Origin of the sequence: Acinetobacter sp. YH01009 (assembly GCF_013420765.1) — a bacterium.
Taxonomy (GTDB): Bacteria; Pseudomonadota; Gammaproteobacteria; order Pseudomonadales; family Moraxellaceae; genus Acinetobacter; species Acinetobacter amyesii.
In genome coordinates this window covers 35,857-50,166 of the sequence record NZ_VOYE01000018.1, presented here as the reverse complement: position 1 = coordinate 50,166, position 14,310 = coordinate 35,857, and the positions used below count along the sequence as shown (strand labels likewise).

The 14,310-nt window shown below is 38.9% G+C and carries 15 protein-coding genes and 1 pseudogene; 7 read left to right on the top strand and 9 right to left on the bottom strand.

Going from position 1 to position 14,310, the window contains the following annotated elements; translation table 11 throughout:
• Positions 1–91 precede the first annotated feature (91 nt).
• Both FTT76_RS15105 and FTT76_RS15100 read right to left on the bottom strand, forming a co-directional pair.
• Positions 92–865 (bottom strand): hypothetical protein, encoded by a 774-nt coding sequence (locus FTT76_RS15105; protein WP_180007816.1) that lies wholly within the window; start codon positions 863–865, stop codon positions 92–94.
• A 163-nt stretch (positions 866–1,028) separates the two neighbouring features.
• On the bottom strand, positions 1,029–1,478 hold the full coding sequence (locus tag FTT76_RS15100; RefSeq protein WP_078188654.1) for a GNAT family N-acetyltransferase: 450 nt from the start codon (positions 1,476–1,478) through the stop codon (positions 1,029–1,031).
• A gap of 278 nt (positions 1,479–1,756) precedes the next feature.
• Between FTT76_RS15100 and FTT76_RS15095 the strand changes: the two genes are divergently transcribed.
• The 3 genes from FTT76_RS15095 to FTT76_RS15085 are packed head-to-tail and all read left to right on the top strand — an operon-like array spanning position 1,757 to position 3,712.
• A complete protein-coding gene (locus tag FTT76_RS15095) occupies positions 1,757–2,761 on the top strand; it encodes an adenosine kinase (protein ID WP_180007817.1) in 1,005 nt (334 codons plus the stop codon).
• Positions 2,761–3,087 (top strand): Rieske (2Fe-2S) protein, encoded by a 327-nt coding sequence (locus tag FTT76_RS15090; RefSeq protein ID WP_180007818.1) that lies wholly within the window; start codon positions 2,761–2,763, stop codon positions 3,085–3,087. Before FTT76_RS15095 ends, FTT76_RS15090 begins: the two co-directional genes overlap by 1 nt.
• A gap of 16 nt (positions 3,088–3,103) precedes the next feature.
• Complete coding sequence (locus FTT76_RS15085) at positions 3,104–3,712, top strand: OB-fold-containig protein (RefSeq protein ID WP_168378601.1); 609 nt, start codon at positions 3,104–3,106, stop codon at positions 3,710–3,712.
• An 87-nt stretch (positions 3,713–3,799) separates the two neighbouring features.
• Here FTT76_RS15085 and FTT76_RS15080 read toward each other — a convergent pair whose 3' ends face one another.
• The gene (locus FTT76_RS15080) at positions 3,800–4,426 is read right to left on the bottom strand and encodes a YidB family protein (RefSeq protein WP_180007819.1); all 627 of its coding nucleotides are present in this window, start codon (positions 4,424–4,426) and stop codon (positions 3,800–3,802) included.
• A gap of 111 nt (positions 4,427–4,537) precedes the next feature.
• Entirely contained in the window at positions 4,538–5,008 is a 471-nt protein-coding gene (locus tag FTT76_RS15075; protein ID WP_180007820.1) for a DUF6231 family protein, read from the bottom strand.
• 34 nt (positions 5,009–5,042) lie between these two features.
• Here FTT76_RS15075 and FTT76_RS15070 point away from each other — a divergent pair, with 34 nt between their 5' ends.
• Positions 5,043–5,912 carry a DUF2797 domain-containing protein gene (locus FTT76_RS15070; RefSeq protein WP_078189198.1) on the top strand — a complete coding sequence of 290 codons (870 nt, stop codon included), beginning with the start codon at positions 5,043–5,045 and terminating at the stop codon, positions 5,910–5,912.
• Between the two features lie 78 nt (positions 5,913–5,990).
• Here the strand turns inward: FTT76_RS15070 and FTT76_RS15065 are convergent.
• The 5 genes and pseudogenes from FTT76_RS15065 to FTT76_RS15045 form a co-directional block, all read right to left on the bottom strand.
• Positions 5,991–6,908: pseudogene (locus tag FTT76_RS15065) on the bottom strand (alpha/beta fold hydrolase).
• Positions 6,909–7,158: 250 nt separating this feature from the next.
• Positions 7,159–8,508, bottom strand: coding sequence for an Ig-like domain-containing protein (locus tag FTT76_RS15060; RefSeq protein WP_180007821.1), 1,350 nt, complete (start codon positions 8,506–8,508; stop codon positions 7,159–7,161).
• A 185-nt stretch (positions 8,509–8,693) separates the two neighbouring features.
• Complete coding sequence (locus FTT76_RS15055) at positions 8,694–10,559, bottom strand: SurA N-terminal domain-containing protein (RefSeq protein ID WP_180004653.1); 1,866 nt, start codon at positions 10,557–10,559, stop codon at positions 8,694–8,696.
• A gap of 132 nt (positions 10,560–10,691) precedes the next feature.
• Positions 10,692–10,964: an HU family DNA-binding protein gene (locus FTT76_RS15050; RefSeq protein WP_078188662.1), complete on the bottom strand. Its 273-nt coding sequence runs from the start codon at positions 10,962–10,964 to the stop codon at positions 10,692–10,694.
• 166 nt (positions 10,965–11,130) lie between these two features.
• On the bottom strand, positions 11,131–11,601 hold the full coding sequence (locus FTT76_RS15045) for a phasin family protein (RefSeq protein ID WP_180007822.1): 471 nt from the start codon (positions 11,599–11,601) through the stop codon (positions 11,131–11,133).
• A gap of 207 nt (positions 11,602–11,808) precedes the next feature.
• On the opposite strand from FTT76_RS15045, the gene FTT76_RS15040 reads away from it, so the two are divergent.
• From FTT76_RS15040 to FTT76_RS15030, 3 genes are all read left to right on the top strand, one after another.
• Positions 11,809–12,456 (top strand): hypothetical protein, encoded by a 648-nt coding sequence (locus tag FTT76_RS15040; protein ID WP_180007823.1) that lies wholly within the window; start codon positions 11,809–11,811, stop codon positions 12,454–12,456.
• A 112-nt stretch (positions 12,457–12,568) separates the two neighbouring features.
• Positions 12,569–13,042, top strand: a complete 474-nt coding sequence (locus FTT76_RS15035) for an Rrf2 family transcriptional regulator (protein WP_078188665.1) — start codon at positions 12,569–12,571, stop codon at positions 13,040–13,042.
• A gap of 1 nt (position 13,043) precedes the next feature.
• Complete coding sequence (locus FTT76_RS15030; protein WP_078188666.1) at positions 13,044–14,261, top strand: IscS subfamily cysteine desulfurase; 1,218 nt, start codon at positions 13,044–13,046, stop codon at positions 14,259–14,261.
• Positions 14,262–14,310 lie beyond the last annotated feature (49 nt).

The following is a 14,310-nucleotide window of genomic DNA, read 5'->3' as shown; positions in this document are numbered from 1 at the left end:
TCACAACTAGATTCACCGAAACGACATTTCCAACTGTTTTAATCAACTTGAACTTTAATTTTAAAAATCACTTGTTTTCGCACTAAAACATTTAGACAGATTTTATGGATTGCCTATCATTTCGTGTTGACCAATAGACGCAAATCACAATCGCCAATAACAATACAAAAGAAGCCATAAAGCGACTTAAATCCAATCCACCTGAACTGATGGGCTTATCTAAAAAATCGCCGACAACTGCGCCCAATGGACGTGTCAAAACAAAAGTAGCCCAAAATAAAATCGTCTTTGAGACCCGACTAAAAAAATACAACAACGCCATCAATACGATTAGACCACCAAATAGCCATATACCACCGCTATAGCCTAATCCTGCACTATCGGAAGTCCAGTCCCCCAAAGCTGTACCTAGCATTTGAGAAAATGTAATCGTCAACCAATAAAAGATCTGTGTTCGCGGCAAATTCACCACGCTTGGATTGATCGAGCCTTCGACTCGATACCAACTAAAAAGCGATACGAGCACCAAACTCAGTAACAGCAAACTACCACCCAAGTAGCCAATCCCTAAAGAACGATCTACAAAATCCGCTAAAGTCGTACCGACCGTAGTGCTGGCAATAATCGTGGCCCAATATAAATAAGGTTTATAGGCTTTGGACTGTATTTGAAAATACAGCAGACTGATAAATATGCCTGCGAAAATAAAGGTACTGAGTAAATAGCCCAAATTTAAGGACATGGACAGTGCATCACCACTGGTTTCACCAAAGGTGGTCGCAAAAATTTTGGTCAACCAAAACAGCGCGGTAATCTGGGGGACTTTTTTAACGTAGTCTTGTAGTTCATGCACTTGCATATGCATATGCATCACTCAATGCAGTTATTTTGATGCTTATATCTTCGATAACTGAAATGAATTTTTGCTTAAAATAAGGCACTCTTTTTTTAGAATTGTCACAAGAAAAAAAGCACCCGATATCGGATGCTTCATTTACAGTATTTACTGTCTATTTGTGGATTTAAAACTAAACTAGATATTTAAAATAATTATAATTTGGATGACTTTCGACATAGACATAATTCTGTTTTTGATAGAATTTTGCAGCATTTTTAAGCTCAGTATTTAAGCACAGTGCAGAAAAGTGTTTTTTTGCACCCTTTTCCAATTCCACCAATAGCTGCTTACCCACGCCATGCTGACGGTACTGCGGATGCACATAGAAACGGCGAACTCGTCCAATCCGTTCTTCTACACCAGTATCACCCCATTGCTGATTTAAACCGCCACAAGCAATTAATTTATCGCCATCATAAGCAAGCAATAATTGCTCACCCGTTTGGTCAAAACGATTTTTACCACTTTGATATTCTTCAATTAAACGGTGTATAAATGTATAGCCTTCATGCTGCGCCAAAGCAGCAATATTTTCGATTTGAGCAGGAAGTTGCTCTGCTGGACGAATCGTAATTTCCATATATTCACACTTTTAATCTGTTATCTATTTATGATGACCAAATCATCTTGATTTAGTCTGAACACCCTATAGCTCTATAAAAGTAAAATTTTTCGATTTGCACAATAGCAAAGCTGATTAAAACGGCAACTAATTCAAAAAAAAATGTAAAAATATAATGGATTTGCCCGATTTTTATACACACTTGTCCTTTAATTGAATTTTTTTCAACAAACTACAGCAATCCTGAGCATTCGTGTAAACTTAGCACTTTCATTTTTTTGATGTGAACATACAACATGGCAACTGTTGACCTTTTTGCAATTGGTAATGCACTTATTGACCAAGAATTTAAAGTCTCTGACGAATTCCTAATTCAACACAATCTGCAAAAAGGTACGATGCAACTGACAGATGGCAATACTCAAGCAGCCCTCTATAACAACCTAAAAGCCACTCAAGAATATAAAGGTCAAGCTTCTGGTGGTTCTGCAGCAAATACAACGGTTGCTTTTAGTGCTTTAGGCGGAACTGCATTTTATGGTTGTCGTGTCGGCAATGATGACTTGGGTCAAATTTACCTAAATGGTTTAAACGACGCTGGCATCCAAACTGCAACTCAATCAATCAGTGAAGGTGTAACTGGCACATGTATGGTTTTAGTCAGCCCTGATTCTGAACGTACGATGCATACTTACCTCGGTATTACTGCTGAATTAACTGATAGCCAAATTGATTTTGGCAGCTTAAATACTGCGAAATGGTTATATATCGAAGGTTATCTTTCAACATCAGACAGCGCACGCCTTGCGGTAAAACAAGCACGCCAAATCGCCAAAGCCAATGGTGTACAAATTGCATTGACCTTATCTGATCCAGCAATGGTGCAATATGCACGTCAAGGTCTAGATGAATTACTCGATGATGGCGTGGACTTATTGTTCTGTAATGAACAAGAAGCACTGATGTATACAGAAACAGATCATTTAGATGCTGCACTTACGAAATTGCAATTATTAAGCAAACACATTGTCATTACATTAAGTGCCAAAGGTGCCTTAATTCATAATGAAGCCGCAACATTTACCGTGCCAGGTCGTAAAGTTACCGCAGTAGATACCAATGGTGCTGGTGATGCTTTTGCTGGTGCTTTCCTATATGCACTCAATGCAGGTCATGACTATCAAACGGCTGCTGAACTGGCCATCTTGATTTCAAGTGAAGTTGTGGCTCAGTTTGGTCCACGCCTAGCAGTTGAAGACTATGCTCAGCTTTTACAATCATTTCAAAAGGAATGTGCTTAATGTTTAAAATTTGCATGACGGATGATGTGCCTGAACGTGAAGCACGATCATTCGAAACGCCTGAAGGTGAAACGATTTTTATCACCCAACGCGACGGCATGTTTTACGCTTATCAAAATAACTGCCCACACTTGCACGTGGAACTTGAATTTCTAGAAAATCAGTTTCTAGATCGTGACCAAGAATTTATTGAGTGCTCAACGCATGGCGCACTATTTATGGTCGAATCTGGGGAATGTATTTCTGGTCCATGCCAAGGTCAAACTCTTGAAAAAGTGAATATTAACGTGCATTCTGATGGTGGAATCTACCTCACAGAAGAATAAACACTGGAATACAACCATGTCCGCATTTTTAACAGACTATAACTTAATACCCTTTCATTTAAGTTTATTGGCCGTACTGTTATTGGGCATGGTTGAAACCATTGGCTATTACATCAATATTAGTCCTAGCCAAGTTTTGAAAAGAATTGCCCCACAGCGCATACAAGAATTGGCATTATTAAATGTCAAATTTTCCAAGACTCTGATTTTGTTCTTCCTACTGATGAATTTTAGCTTTGCAGGCTATGTACTTCAGTTTTGCATCCATGCCAAAGAAGGTCAATTCGTTCCCGCTTATTATTTAATTTTACCTGCGCTGATTATTGCCATATTCTTTACGGTATTTATGATTCATTGTTTGGATCAGGTTGTACCGCCCAAATATAAAAAACAAACCGTTAACCTACTGGGTCGTTTAGCCACAATTTCAAGTGGAAATGCCCGTCCCGGCTTTTCGGCTCAAGCGCGTGTGCGTGATGAGTTTGGTCAACTACATTATGTGCAAGTTGAGCCAGAGTTTGGTGAGTTAGAGTTTCAGTCGAAAATCATTTTGATTCGTCAAAAAAAATCACACTATATTGGCAAAAAAATCAGTGTGTCGAACCGTTTATTTAATCCATCTTAGCGTCACATTGTTATCATTTTTCAAATCATAAAAAAGCCAGTGTTCACTGGCTTGTATTCAATCAAATACCATCAAACGATATTGTGATTAACGCTTAAGAAAACCTGAGACCAAATTCATCACTTGTTGAATATCAGCATTCGCTTCTTGCTGATTGGTTTGTCCAGCTTGTGGCGTCAATGAATCAATAATTTGCGGCAATACCGTTGAAATCGCACTATACACATCTTGTTTCTGAGTTTGAGTTTCTTGTGCAACTTGTTCCACTTCGGCATCATCAAATAAATTTTGTACTTGTTGATTATTCACAGCAGCATTATCGCCTGGACCTGTAGATACCCAATCATCAACCTGACTGCTCAACCCTTGTCCACGTAATTTATCCAAAGCACCTTGTAGGCCCCCTTGTTTTTGAATCCAAGCCAGCACCAGAGGTAACACTGCAACTAAAATTGTTGAAGCATTACCACCACTACTACGTTGCTGCTGTTGCGCTGCACCCCCCAGTTGGCCCAACACAGAGCCAAGAATTCCACCCAAACCACCCGCTTGGTTTTGAGCATTGTTTTGGGTATTTTGAGTGCCTGCATTTGCGCCCAATTGACCCAACACCGAACCTAAAATACCGCCCAAGCCACCTTGTTGATTTTGATTGTTTGCATCACCAAGAGCCTGCTTTGCTAAGATCTCAACAATATTATTTAAATTTGTCATTTTATTTTTCCCAGTGAAACCTAGTAAACTTAATTACAGCATACGTGGGAAAACACAGTTTTATCATAAATGTTTGTTAATTTTTGCAATTTCTCGCAGGCTAAGTATTTGTTACCAACGGAATTTATCCCAGTTTTCAGGATTTGCCCAAAATTTAGAGTTAAACCAATCTGGAATGTGTTTATAAGTCAAAATATTAAACTGCCATAAAGCAAAATCACTTTCATGCGTGGTTTTATCAATGAGCTGAGTAAAGCCTAAAGCACGTAATAATTGTTCATCGTGTAATTTACTCACCACCACGATGCGTTTGGCAAATAGGTCACGTAATTTTACCAACATCTGCGTTTTCTGCTGCTGATCCAAACTCAACATCGTTTCAGTATCAAGAATCACAAATCCAAGGTCAAAACGCTGGGTAAAAGGCAGATTTAAAAACTCAGTTACGTTAAAATGTTGCCATTGAATTGGATGAAATTGATTGTATTGTTCAAGATCCTGACCAATACAGATTGCGGTTGAAATGGACTGCTCTTTTGACAAATCGTCTAGCATAGAAGTGATGACATTTTGTTCAGCCATTGACCGCATCCTTAATAATGAAGTGAGTATTCGTATGGAACTACAAGGCATTTGCCATAAAATGCATGCAGGTCTTAAAGACCTTAGTGTAACTGATCAACATACACACAAGGCAAATGTTGAGTATAAATTTATTCTAGATCGCTCAGAAGTTGATCTACCGTTTAGCCTTGGTCAAGAAATTGAAATCGAAGCCACTGGAAATATCTACTGCATTTCTTGCGGCGCAAAAACACCTAAATCGTATTCACAAGGTCATTGCTTCAAATGCATGAAGACTAAGGCTTCTTGTGATATGTGCATCATGAAGCCTGAAACCTGTCATTATCATCTCGGGACTTGCCGTGAAGATGATTTTGCCCATGAAGTTTGCTTTCAACCGCATATTGTCTATTTAGCCAATTCAAGTGCCTTAAAAGTCGGGATTACCCGATTGGGTCAAATGCCTACACGTTGGCTAGACCAAGGTGCGACGCAAGCTTTGCCTATTATGAAAGTTGGTTCACGTCGTTTATCTGGTCAGCTTGAAGTCATGTTTGGTACGCAAGTGGCCGATAAAACCGATTGGCGTAAATTGCTCAAAGGTGAAGCAGAACCGATCAACCTGATCGAAATTCGCGACCAATTAGTGGAAGAATTCGCACCAAAAATTCAGACCATTCGTGAAGAATTTAGCCAAAATTTAGAGTTTAATGAAACCGTTGAACTGCTAGAAGATGAGTTGCCACGCCAATTTATCTACCCGGTAGATGAATATCCTGAAAAAATCAAATCGCATAATTTGGACAAAACACCGATTATTCGAGGAAAATTACAAGGGATTAAAGGTCAGTATCTGATTTTGGATACCGGTGTGATTAATATTCGAAAATACACTGGCTATGAAATTAAAGTACGTACTTAAATCGACTCAAAGTATCTAATTAAGTTTAAAAAAGCGAGATATTTCTCGCTTTTTTTTCACCCACTTTACCGATTTGATTCATTGAACAGTTGAAAGAAACTTTAAATATGGCAACGCCATTAACTGCTCCGCTTCTAAGATAGGCATATGACCAATATGGTCTAAAATCAGAGGCTTTTCGGCTTTTTTAAATAAGCTTCTCAGTTCTTCTGCCACTTCAACATTGATAATCTGATCTTGCTTCCCCCCAGATAATAAACACAGGTGCATCAATGCCTCGTGCAGCCAAAGCAAAGGACTCTGGCGTATACAAGGTCGCCATTTTTTGCAGTTGTTCCACCATTTTATTGGTATGTTTAGACTGAACTATCATCAACTTTTCTTGCCCAATTTTTAATTCTTGTGGAATAAAAGGCGGAGATTGCATCACGATCTTCATCACGCGATCAAAATCACCGGTTTTTCTGACCACTAGCTCTGCAAGCTTTGCCGTATCTTTTAAATATACTGTATTGCTCGACTTAAAGACACCAGCCGAATCCACCAACAATAAAGATTTCACTTCTAAGGGATACTGAGCGCTATAGAGCATGGCAATTGCACCACCCATCGAATGCCCTGCGATATGTAAATTTGGATCTAACTTTGCAGCATCAATAAATCGTCGTAATTTTTCAGTTAAATTTGGAATTGATAGATCAAATTGATCTGTGACAATAGTGCTCCATGTGCTGGCAGATCTGGAATAATGACATGATAATTGGGCGTTAAATAACGGGCAACGCGGTTCCAATTATCACGCGTGCCTGACAAACCATGTAGCAATAACAGCGTCGGTTTTCGTGGATCTCCTCCTTCACTATATGTCCACTCGATTTCATTATTTTTGACTTTTTTACTACTCAAGCCCGCCCAAGCTCTTTCCTGCTCTAAAACTTTTTGAAAGTTTAGTTCTGCAGCTTGAATACTACTGGCAACGCAAATCGTTAGTAGCATCTGTATCATGTGTTTAAAATAATGATCCATCCATCGCAATAACGGGTTCTTTAAACGTTTACATTGAGGCATATACAGAGATGTCATCTGCTTAATCCTTTGTTGTGATGAGTTATTTTTTTCATATTATTTTTTGAGAACACCAATCTACGATGCTAGAGTCAATATTTCATATGCCAAATCTTTTAAATAAAAATTATATCTGTCAATTTAAACCAAAAAAAACCAGCTCGGAAGCTGGTTCATATTTCTAAGCAAGCCAATCAGACGGTGTCAGTGGAGCTTCAATGAGTAAGCTTGGATATTCAAGCGCAGGAAGTATAGCGGGCGGATTTGAAACGTCGCTGCCCAATGCGATCAAATCCTGTTCATCGGTGTGCAATACAATTGGGACTTCATTCGCATCCTGTAAAAGCGTATCTAGATTGATCACAGATTGAATCGGCTCAATTTGACTGTCATTTTGGTTTTCAGTTTGTTCATCACTCAGTTCATCACTTACCAGTAAAATCTCTGTAAGTTCAGCTGATGATTCAGGTTGTGCAAGTATCAGTTTAGCTATTGAGATTTCAGGCGATTGAACACCACGACTGTCTTCCGCCACGATTGTTGCAAAACCGCCATTTTGAATCGGGTTATCCATCGACCAGAAACCACTTTCATTGGCATACGTCACGTACTCTTGACCATTGGCTGTCACAATGATTTTAGCCTGTTGAAATACATTACCTTCGAGTTTTTCACTATTTAGCGTCACTTCTGGCGCTGGCAGTACATAGCTTGGATTTTCAGGCGGGGTCTGAATAAATGGAAATGCCAAGCCAATCGCAGGAGATTGCTGACCAAATTGATCTTCCACAACAATCATCAACGTGCCACCATTTGCCACTGGATTTTCTATTGACCAATCACCATTTTCATCGACCTGAATACGATAGACCGCTTGATCCGACTCAATCACAACTGTCGTATTTGGTGCGGCAGTACCTGATATCACCGCGCCAGACTCTAAAATCGTAACAGCTTGCGGTAAAATGATTTGCGCTGTATGCAACGCCTCAGAACGATTACCGTCCTGATCAATTGCCACAACACTTATTGCACCTGTGGTCGTTAAAGGATTGAGCATCGACCAATCGCCATTTTCATCAGCAACTGTTATAAACTCTTGCTCACCATAGGTCACAACTACCGTATTTCCTGCTTCAGCTTTACCTATCAAGTATTCACCTTTTTCAAGAATTTCTGGCATCTTCGGTAGTACAATTGGCTCTGCAATTGGAGCAATCATTATTGCCTCTGAGCGTAAGCCATGATGATTTGCCGCATAAATTGTGACAACTCCGCCCTCTTTAAGTGGATTTTCAATCTGCCAATGTCCTTGTTTATCCACTTTGACCCGTGTAAAAGTTTCACCGACCGAAATGATCACCCATGTTTTTGGCTCTGCCGTGCCAGTTAAAAGGTCATTTAGTCCTGTCACTTCTGGTGTTGAGGGAATATGCTGATGCTGTGATTTCCCCTGAATCAGCAACTGCTTTATTTCAACTTGTCCCAAAATATTTTTTAAAATACTGTTTAAATCTCTCATCTTTTGCATAGCACCCTCAAATCACATCATTATATTTTTTAGGAAACTGCCTTCCCAAACTCAATTTAAGAGAATTATTTAAATAGTCAATTTTATTTAATCTTTGTTTTTAAAAGTTTTTCTTAAAGTGTGATGCATTAAACTTAAACATAAAAAAACCAGCTCGAAAGCTGGTTTTTTTAAAGCTGCCTAAATTATTTAATTTTGGCATGATCTTTTAGATAACGTGTGTAGTCATCAAATTCTTGTTGACCACGAAGCTGTTGATAAAGTTTTGTTAACTCATCTAACTGCTCACCCGTTAATGCCGCATCAGATTGTTTGTTCACTGCAGTCACAGCAACCACAACCAATTCATTTGGTAGATTAGTCGTAGTAACAGACCAATGACCTGCTTTCGGCGCTTTTACACTAAATGCAGCACGTTGAATTTCGCGTTTTAACAAACCATCCGCACGAGTGAATGTACCCGCATTTTCAAAGTTTAAACTGCCTTTCGCAACTGAAGCAGCAGGTTTTGCAGCAAACTCTTTTAATGTCGCTTGAATTTGGGCTTTTGCAGCATCAGACGCTTTCTTTTCAATCAGCTGAGTTTTCACATGCGCTTTCGCTTCAGCTAAAGTTTGAACACCCGCAGCATGATAGTTACGCACTTTCACCCAAACCACATCACCGTTTTTCAACTGAATGCTCGATGAAACATTACGTTCACCATTTTTAACATCATCGTTAAACAATTTAACTTTGACGTTTGCATCACTTAAAACTGGATGTTGCGATGCTAATGTTAAGCCATTCAATGATTGTACTTTTACGCCTTTCACTTCTTGACCCACGACATCAAGGGCATCACTGCTCACGACCATGTCATTGAGGCTGTTTACAGTGTCAGAAAAAACATTGGCTTTTTTCGAAGCAGCGACTTCTGCTTGTAGACGTGCTTTTTCTTGTTCAAATGAAGCCACTTTTACAGCTGGTGCCACTTTTTCGATCAAGTGATAACCACTGTCTGTTTTTACTGGAGCAGTCACTTGACCAGCTTGAGCACCTTCAACTGCAGCATCAAACGCATCACCAAACACACCTTTTTCATAAGCAACCAGTTCACCACCTTTTGCTTTAGATTCCGGATCTTCAGAGAATTGCGCTGCAGCTTGGTCAAAGCTTAAACCCGCTTTAATTTTAGCTTGAACACTTTCAGCCAGTTTTTTAGCTTCGGCATCTGAACGATTGTCCGCAGTGATCATGATGTGCTTAACGAGTGGTTTAACTGACTTCTGTGCATTCTCAACAAAGCTGTTATACGCTTCTTTCAATTCAGCATCAGTTGCAGCTTCTACTGGTGCAGTAATATTGGCAGGTGTTAATACGACAAAATCTGCATCAACACTGGTTGCTTGCTTAAATTTGTTTTTATGCTGCTCATAATAAGCGGCAATTTCAGCATCAGATACTTTTACATTTTTCTTGTAATTTTCAAGATTAATGCTCGCCAACTGAATACTACGTTGTTCCGTTTGTAAGTTCGCAATTTGCAAGATATCAAGCTTACTCACCAATGCATATTCCATAAATGTTGTAGACAACATTTTTAAAGCATGGTCTTTACGTAAATTATCAATGAATGTGCGGTTTGTCATACCAATCGATTCGAGGTATCTCCCAAACGCTTCATCTGAAAATTGACCATTGACTTGGAAGCTTGGCTGCTGATGAATCATTTGCACAATTTGTGCATCACTCAAGCTAATGCCTAATTTATCAGCTTGTTGCAATAACAATTGGCGTGAAACCAAAGTATCCATCGCTTTATTGCTAATGAAATTTTGATTCAATAATGTTTCATCACCCTGAGCATATGCCAGATATTGTTCTTTTAATGAGTTCGTCAGTGCTTCGAGTTCTTTTTGAGAAATTTCAGTACCGTTTACAGTCTTTGCTGCATCTTTAGATCCACCACTAAAATATCCTTCAATACCTACAAGTGCTAAAGGGGTCAAAAACAAAACGAGCAAGACCTTGCCCAGCCAACCCTTAATGACTTTACGAAACGATTCCATAAGTATTCCAATATTTTATTTGCGGTGAATTTTAACCGAAAACCCGAGATGAATGAATGCGATATATCAATTAATCACATTTACCAATAAAAAACGCGCCAAATAATGGCGCGTCTCATGTGCTTAATAAGATTAAGCTACAGAATCTTTCAAGCCTTTACCAGCTTTGAAGCTAGGAACTTTGCTTGCTTTGATTTCTAAAGTCGCACCAGTTTGTGGGTTACGACCAGTACGTGCAGCGCGTTCTTTAACGCTGAAAGTACCGAAACCAACTAAAGTAACTGTATCACCAGCTTTTAATGCATTGGTAACTGCAGCAATTGTAGCATCTAAAGCTTTACCGGCATCGGCCTTAGATAATCCCCCATTTTCGGCAATTGCATCAATTAATTCTGATTTATTCATGAAAATTACGTCCTCTTAATATCGTTTATTTAAGGTTCAAGAATTTGTATAAAACGCCATAACGCCTTTATAGCAATGCTTTAGGGTTAAACGCAATACTCATCAACCTCTTTTTATAGAATTTTTTGACGAAAAAAACCTTGAAAATTCGATAATAGTAAAAAAGTTAGTGTTTTTTTAGTATTTCGGCCCTCAGTTGGGCATTTTCTTCGGCCAATTGGTCAACTTTAGTATGTAATTGAAGTATAAGCCTTTCTAAGTGCTGTAAATCCTTTACAGTCACCAATCCTAAACGGTTTAAAGAATGATTAACACCATTATCTAAAATTTTTTCTACTTTATCTTTCGTATCGGTTACAGATTCTTTGGCTTTTTCTGAAACTTTTTCGACAGTTTGATCTGCAATATCAATCGTTTTGGACTCAAGCTCCTCTCCAACTTTGACTAAAGAGTCAAAAAGCTTATTTCCTTCACCCTCAGCACGTGAAAAAGCACCTAATCCAGCCAACCAAATCTGTTTGGTATATTTGCGAAAATCCATTTTAGAGCGACGATCAGAATGACTACGTACGCGAGTTTTAGCCGGCTTTTCTGATGTTTCTTGTGCATCGTCAATTATGCTTTCTGTATTTTCCATAATCCGCACTTCTCCTGATTATTTTATGTGCACAGCAACATGTGATTCTTCATTTTAACAACATAATAGCAAACATATGACTTGATAGATTGATTAAACTGTTCTACAAAGCTGGTGAATTACCAACTTTTTGGTATATTCTAAGTTCCTCTAGAGCAGGATGCTCAGTTTCCAGTGCTTTCAGATTTTAACAAGGACATTTTTTTTATGAGTGATACGCAACAAACACAAGCTCAACCACATTTGTTGCTTACTATGACCCTGATTGTTTTAGAAACGATTTTTACTTTCATTTTAAAACATGACCGTGTTGTAGCATTACAAGCTAAAAAATTTGTTGATCAAAAAGTCGCACTGAAAATAAATAGCTACATCCCTTATTTTGATTTTTATGTTCAGTTTACTGAGCACGGTATTCTGTTCGACACGAAATCTCCAGATAAAGCCATCGACCTTGATGTCCGCACGACACTAATAGATTTGGTAAAAATTTTTGTATTTGGTAATCGTAAAAGCATCAAAACCATGCGTATCGATGGTGATGTGGTTCTAAAAGATGAATTTCGTGATCTGGTTTCTTTATTTAGTGTGCCGAAAATTTTATCTGACTGGAAACACTGGTTGTCTGAACCTGTCGAAGAAAACGATATCGTTGCGTCTAAAAAACGTATTGCCCCACTTTTAGAAAAAATCGAACAGCAACGCTCTAAAATCAACACACTGCAAGTTGAAGTTAAACAATACAAAAACCGTATTAAGCGTATCGAACGTCGTCAAAAGCGGATTAATATCGCTTTTAGTCTAATATCTGTTCTTTTAATAACGTTATTAGTGTATAATATGTGGTTCAAATAAATACATAATTTTTCAGACAAAATAAAACAAATAAACATTCTCAAAAAAACTTGACTATTTTAGTCAGGATTCATAAAATCTGCACATCTAGACTTAACATGTGTATCGAATCATGCGCTTAACAACTCGCGGTCGCTACGCAGTGACTGCTCTACTTGATCTAGCTTTGCAGCCAACTGAACAAACGATCACTCTTGCAGAAATTGCAGCTCGTCAAACCATTTCAGTGGCCTATCTTGAGCAGTTATTTGCAAAATTAAAGCGTCACGGCTTAGTTTCCAGCATCCGTGGAGCAAACGGTGGTTATCACCTTGCTCGTAGTGCTGAAGACATCACTGTTTTGGAAATTATTGAAGCTGTAAATGAAACAGTTGATGCAACCCGTTGTGACCACAAAGGCAACTGCCAAAATGGTGCAATGTGCTTGACTCATGATTTATGGCAGGAACTCTCCCACCACATTGCCGATTATCTTGCAAAAATCACCCTTGCTGACCTTGTAGCACGCGATAACGTTCAAACCGTATCTATTCGTCAAAATTCAGCAAACTTTGATTCAGCCCTTTTATCGGTTACAGGTATTTGACATGAAGCGTCCTATTTATCTTGACTATGCAGCAACTACACCTGTAGACCCTCAAGTCGCAGAACGTATGATGGAATGTCTAACGTTTGACGGTACTTTTGGTAATGCAGCTTCTCGTTCTCATGCTTACGGCTGGCAGGCAGAAGAAAAAGTAGAATATGCACGTGAACAAGTTGCTAATCTAGTAAAAGCTGATCCACGCGAAATCGTTTGGACTTCTGGTGCAACTGAATCTGACAACCTTGCGCTTAAAGGTATTGCTCAGTTCTATGCATCTAAAGGCAAGCACATTATTACAAGTAAAATTGAACATAAAGCAATTCTTGATACTTGCCGCGAGCTTGAAGAAGAAGGCTTCGAAATTACTTATCTTGAGCCAGAAGCAAAAACAGGTTTAATTACACCTGAAATGGTTCAAGCTGCCCTTCGTCCAGATACGATTCTTGTATCTTTGATGATGGTGAACAATGAAATCGGTACAACTACAGATGTAGCTGCAATCGGTGAATTGACTCGTGCAAACAAAACTTATTTCCACGTAGATGCTGCGCAAGCTGCAGGTAAAGTAGAAATTGATCTTTCAACAATGAAAGTTGATTTGATGAGCTTCTCTGGCCACAAAATCTATGGTCCTAAAGGTATTGGTGCTCTTTATGTACGTCGTCAACCACGTGTACGTATTAAAGCGCAAATGCACGGTGGCGGTCATGAACGTGGTATGCGTTCAGGTACGCTAGCGACTCACCAAATCGTGGGTATGGGCGAAGCGTTCGAACTTGCAGGTAAAAACCTTCATGCCGAACAAACTCGTATTCGTGTACTTCGTGACAAACTTTGGAATGGCTTGCAAGGTCTTGAACAAGTCTTCCTGAACGGTCACCCAGAATACAACGTTGCAAACTATCTAAACGTCAGCTTTAACTTTGTTGAAGGTGAATCGTTAATGATGGCACTTAAAGATTGCGCAGTATCTTCTGGTTCTGCATGTACATCAGCAACTTTAGAGCCATCTTATGTACTTCGTGCATTGGGTCTTTCAGATGAATTGGCTCATAGCTCGATTCGTTTCAGCTTTGGTAAATACACCACTGAAGCCGATATTGACCATGTACTTGAAATTACCAAAGCAGCAGTTGAAAAACTACGTGATCTTTCACCGCTTTGGGACATGTACAAAGAAGGTATCGACCTTAATTCTGTAGAATGGGCTGAACACTAATTCATCCCGGTGAGATAGCTTTTATTTTAAGGCTATCTCATTGATTAAC

What these genes read in the sequence shown, in the direction of transcription:
- FTT76_RS15085 (WP_168378601.1), top strand. Translation starts at nt 3,104, where the DNA reads ATGTCCGCATTTTTAACAGACTATAACTTAATACCCTTTCATTTAAGT.
- FTT76_RS15055 (WP_180004653.1), bottom strand. Translation starts at nt 10,559, where the DNA reads ATGGAATCGTTTCGTAAAGTCATTAAGGGTTGGCTGGGCAAGGTCTTG.
- FTT76_RS15035 (WP_078188665.1), top strand. Translation starts at nt 12,569, where the DNA reads ATGCGCTTAACAACTCGCGGTCGCTACGCAGTGACTGCTCTACTTGAT.
- FTT76_RS15090 (WP_180007818.1), top strand. Translation starts at nt 2,761, where the DNA reads ATGTTTAAAATTTGCATGACGGATGATGTGCCTGAACGTGAAGCACGA.
- FTT76_RS15070 (WP_078189198.1), top strand. Translation starts at nt 5,043, where the DNA reads ATGGAACTACAAGGCATTTGCCATAAAATGCATGCAGGTCTTAAAGAC.
- FTT76_RS15105 (WP_180007816.1), bottom strand. Translation starts at nt 865, where the DNA reads ATGCATATGCAAGTGCATGAACTACAAGACTACGTTAAAAAAGTCCCC.
- FTT76_RS15045 (WP_180007822.1), bottom strand. Translation starts at nt 11,601, where the DNA reads ATGGAAAATACAGAAAGCATAATTGACGATGCACAAGAAACATCAGAA.
- FTT76_RS15075 (WP_180007820.1), bottom strand. Translation starts at nt 5,008, where the DNA reads ATGGCTGAACAAAATGTCATCACTTCTATGCTAGACGATTTGTCAAAA.
- FTT76_RS15095 (WP_180007817.1), top strand. Translation starts at nt 1,757, where the DNA reads ATGGCAACTGTTGACCTTTTTGCAATTGGTAATGCACTTATTGACCAA.
- FTT76_RS15050 (WP_078188662.1), bottom strand. Translation starts at nt 10,964, where the DNA reads ATGAATAAATCAGAATTAATTGATGCAATTGCCGAAAATGGGGGATTA.
- FTT76_RS15100 (WP_078188654.1), bottom strand. Translation starts at nt 1,478, where the DNA reads ATGGAAATTACGATTCGTCCAGCAGAGCAACTTCCTGCTCAAATCGAA.
- FTT76_RS15040 (WP_180007823.1), top strand. Translation starts at nt 11,809, where the DNA reads ATGAGTGATACGCAACAAACACAAGCTCAACCACATTTGTTGCTTACT.
- FTT76_RS15080 (WP_180007819.1), bottom strand. Translation starts at nt 4,426, where the DNA reads ATGACAAATTTAAATAATATTGTTGAGATCTTAGCAAAGCAGGCTCTT.
- FTT76_RS15060 (WP_180007821.1), bottom strand. Translation starts at nt 8,508, where the DNA reads ATGCAAAAGATGAGAGATTTAAACAGTATTTTAAAAAATATTTTGGGA.
- FTT76_RS15030 (WP_078188666.1), top strand. Translation starts at nt 13,044, where the DNA reads ATGAAGCGTCCTATTTATCTTGACTATGCAGCAACTACACCTGTAGAC.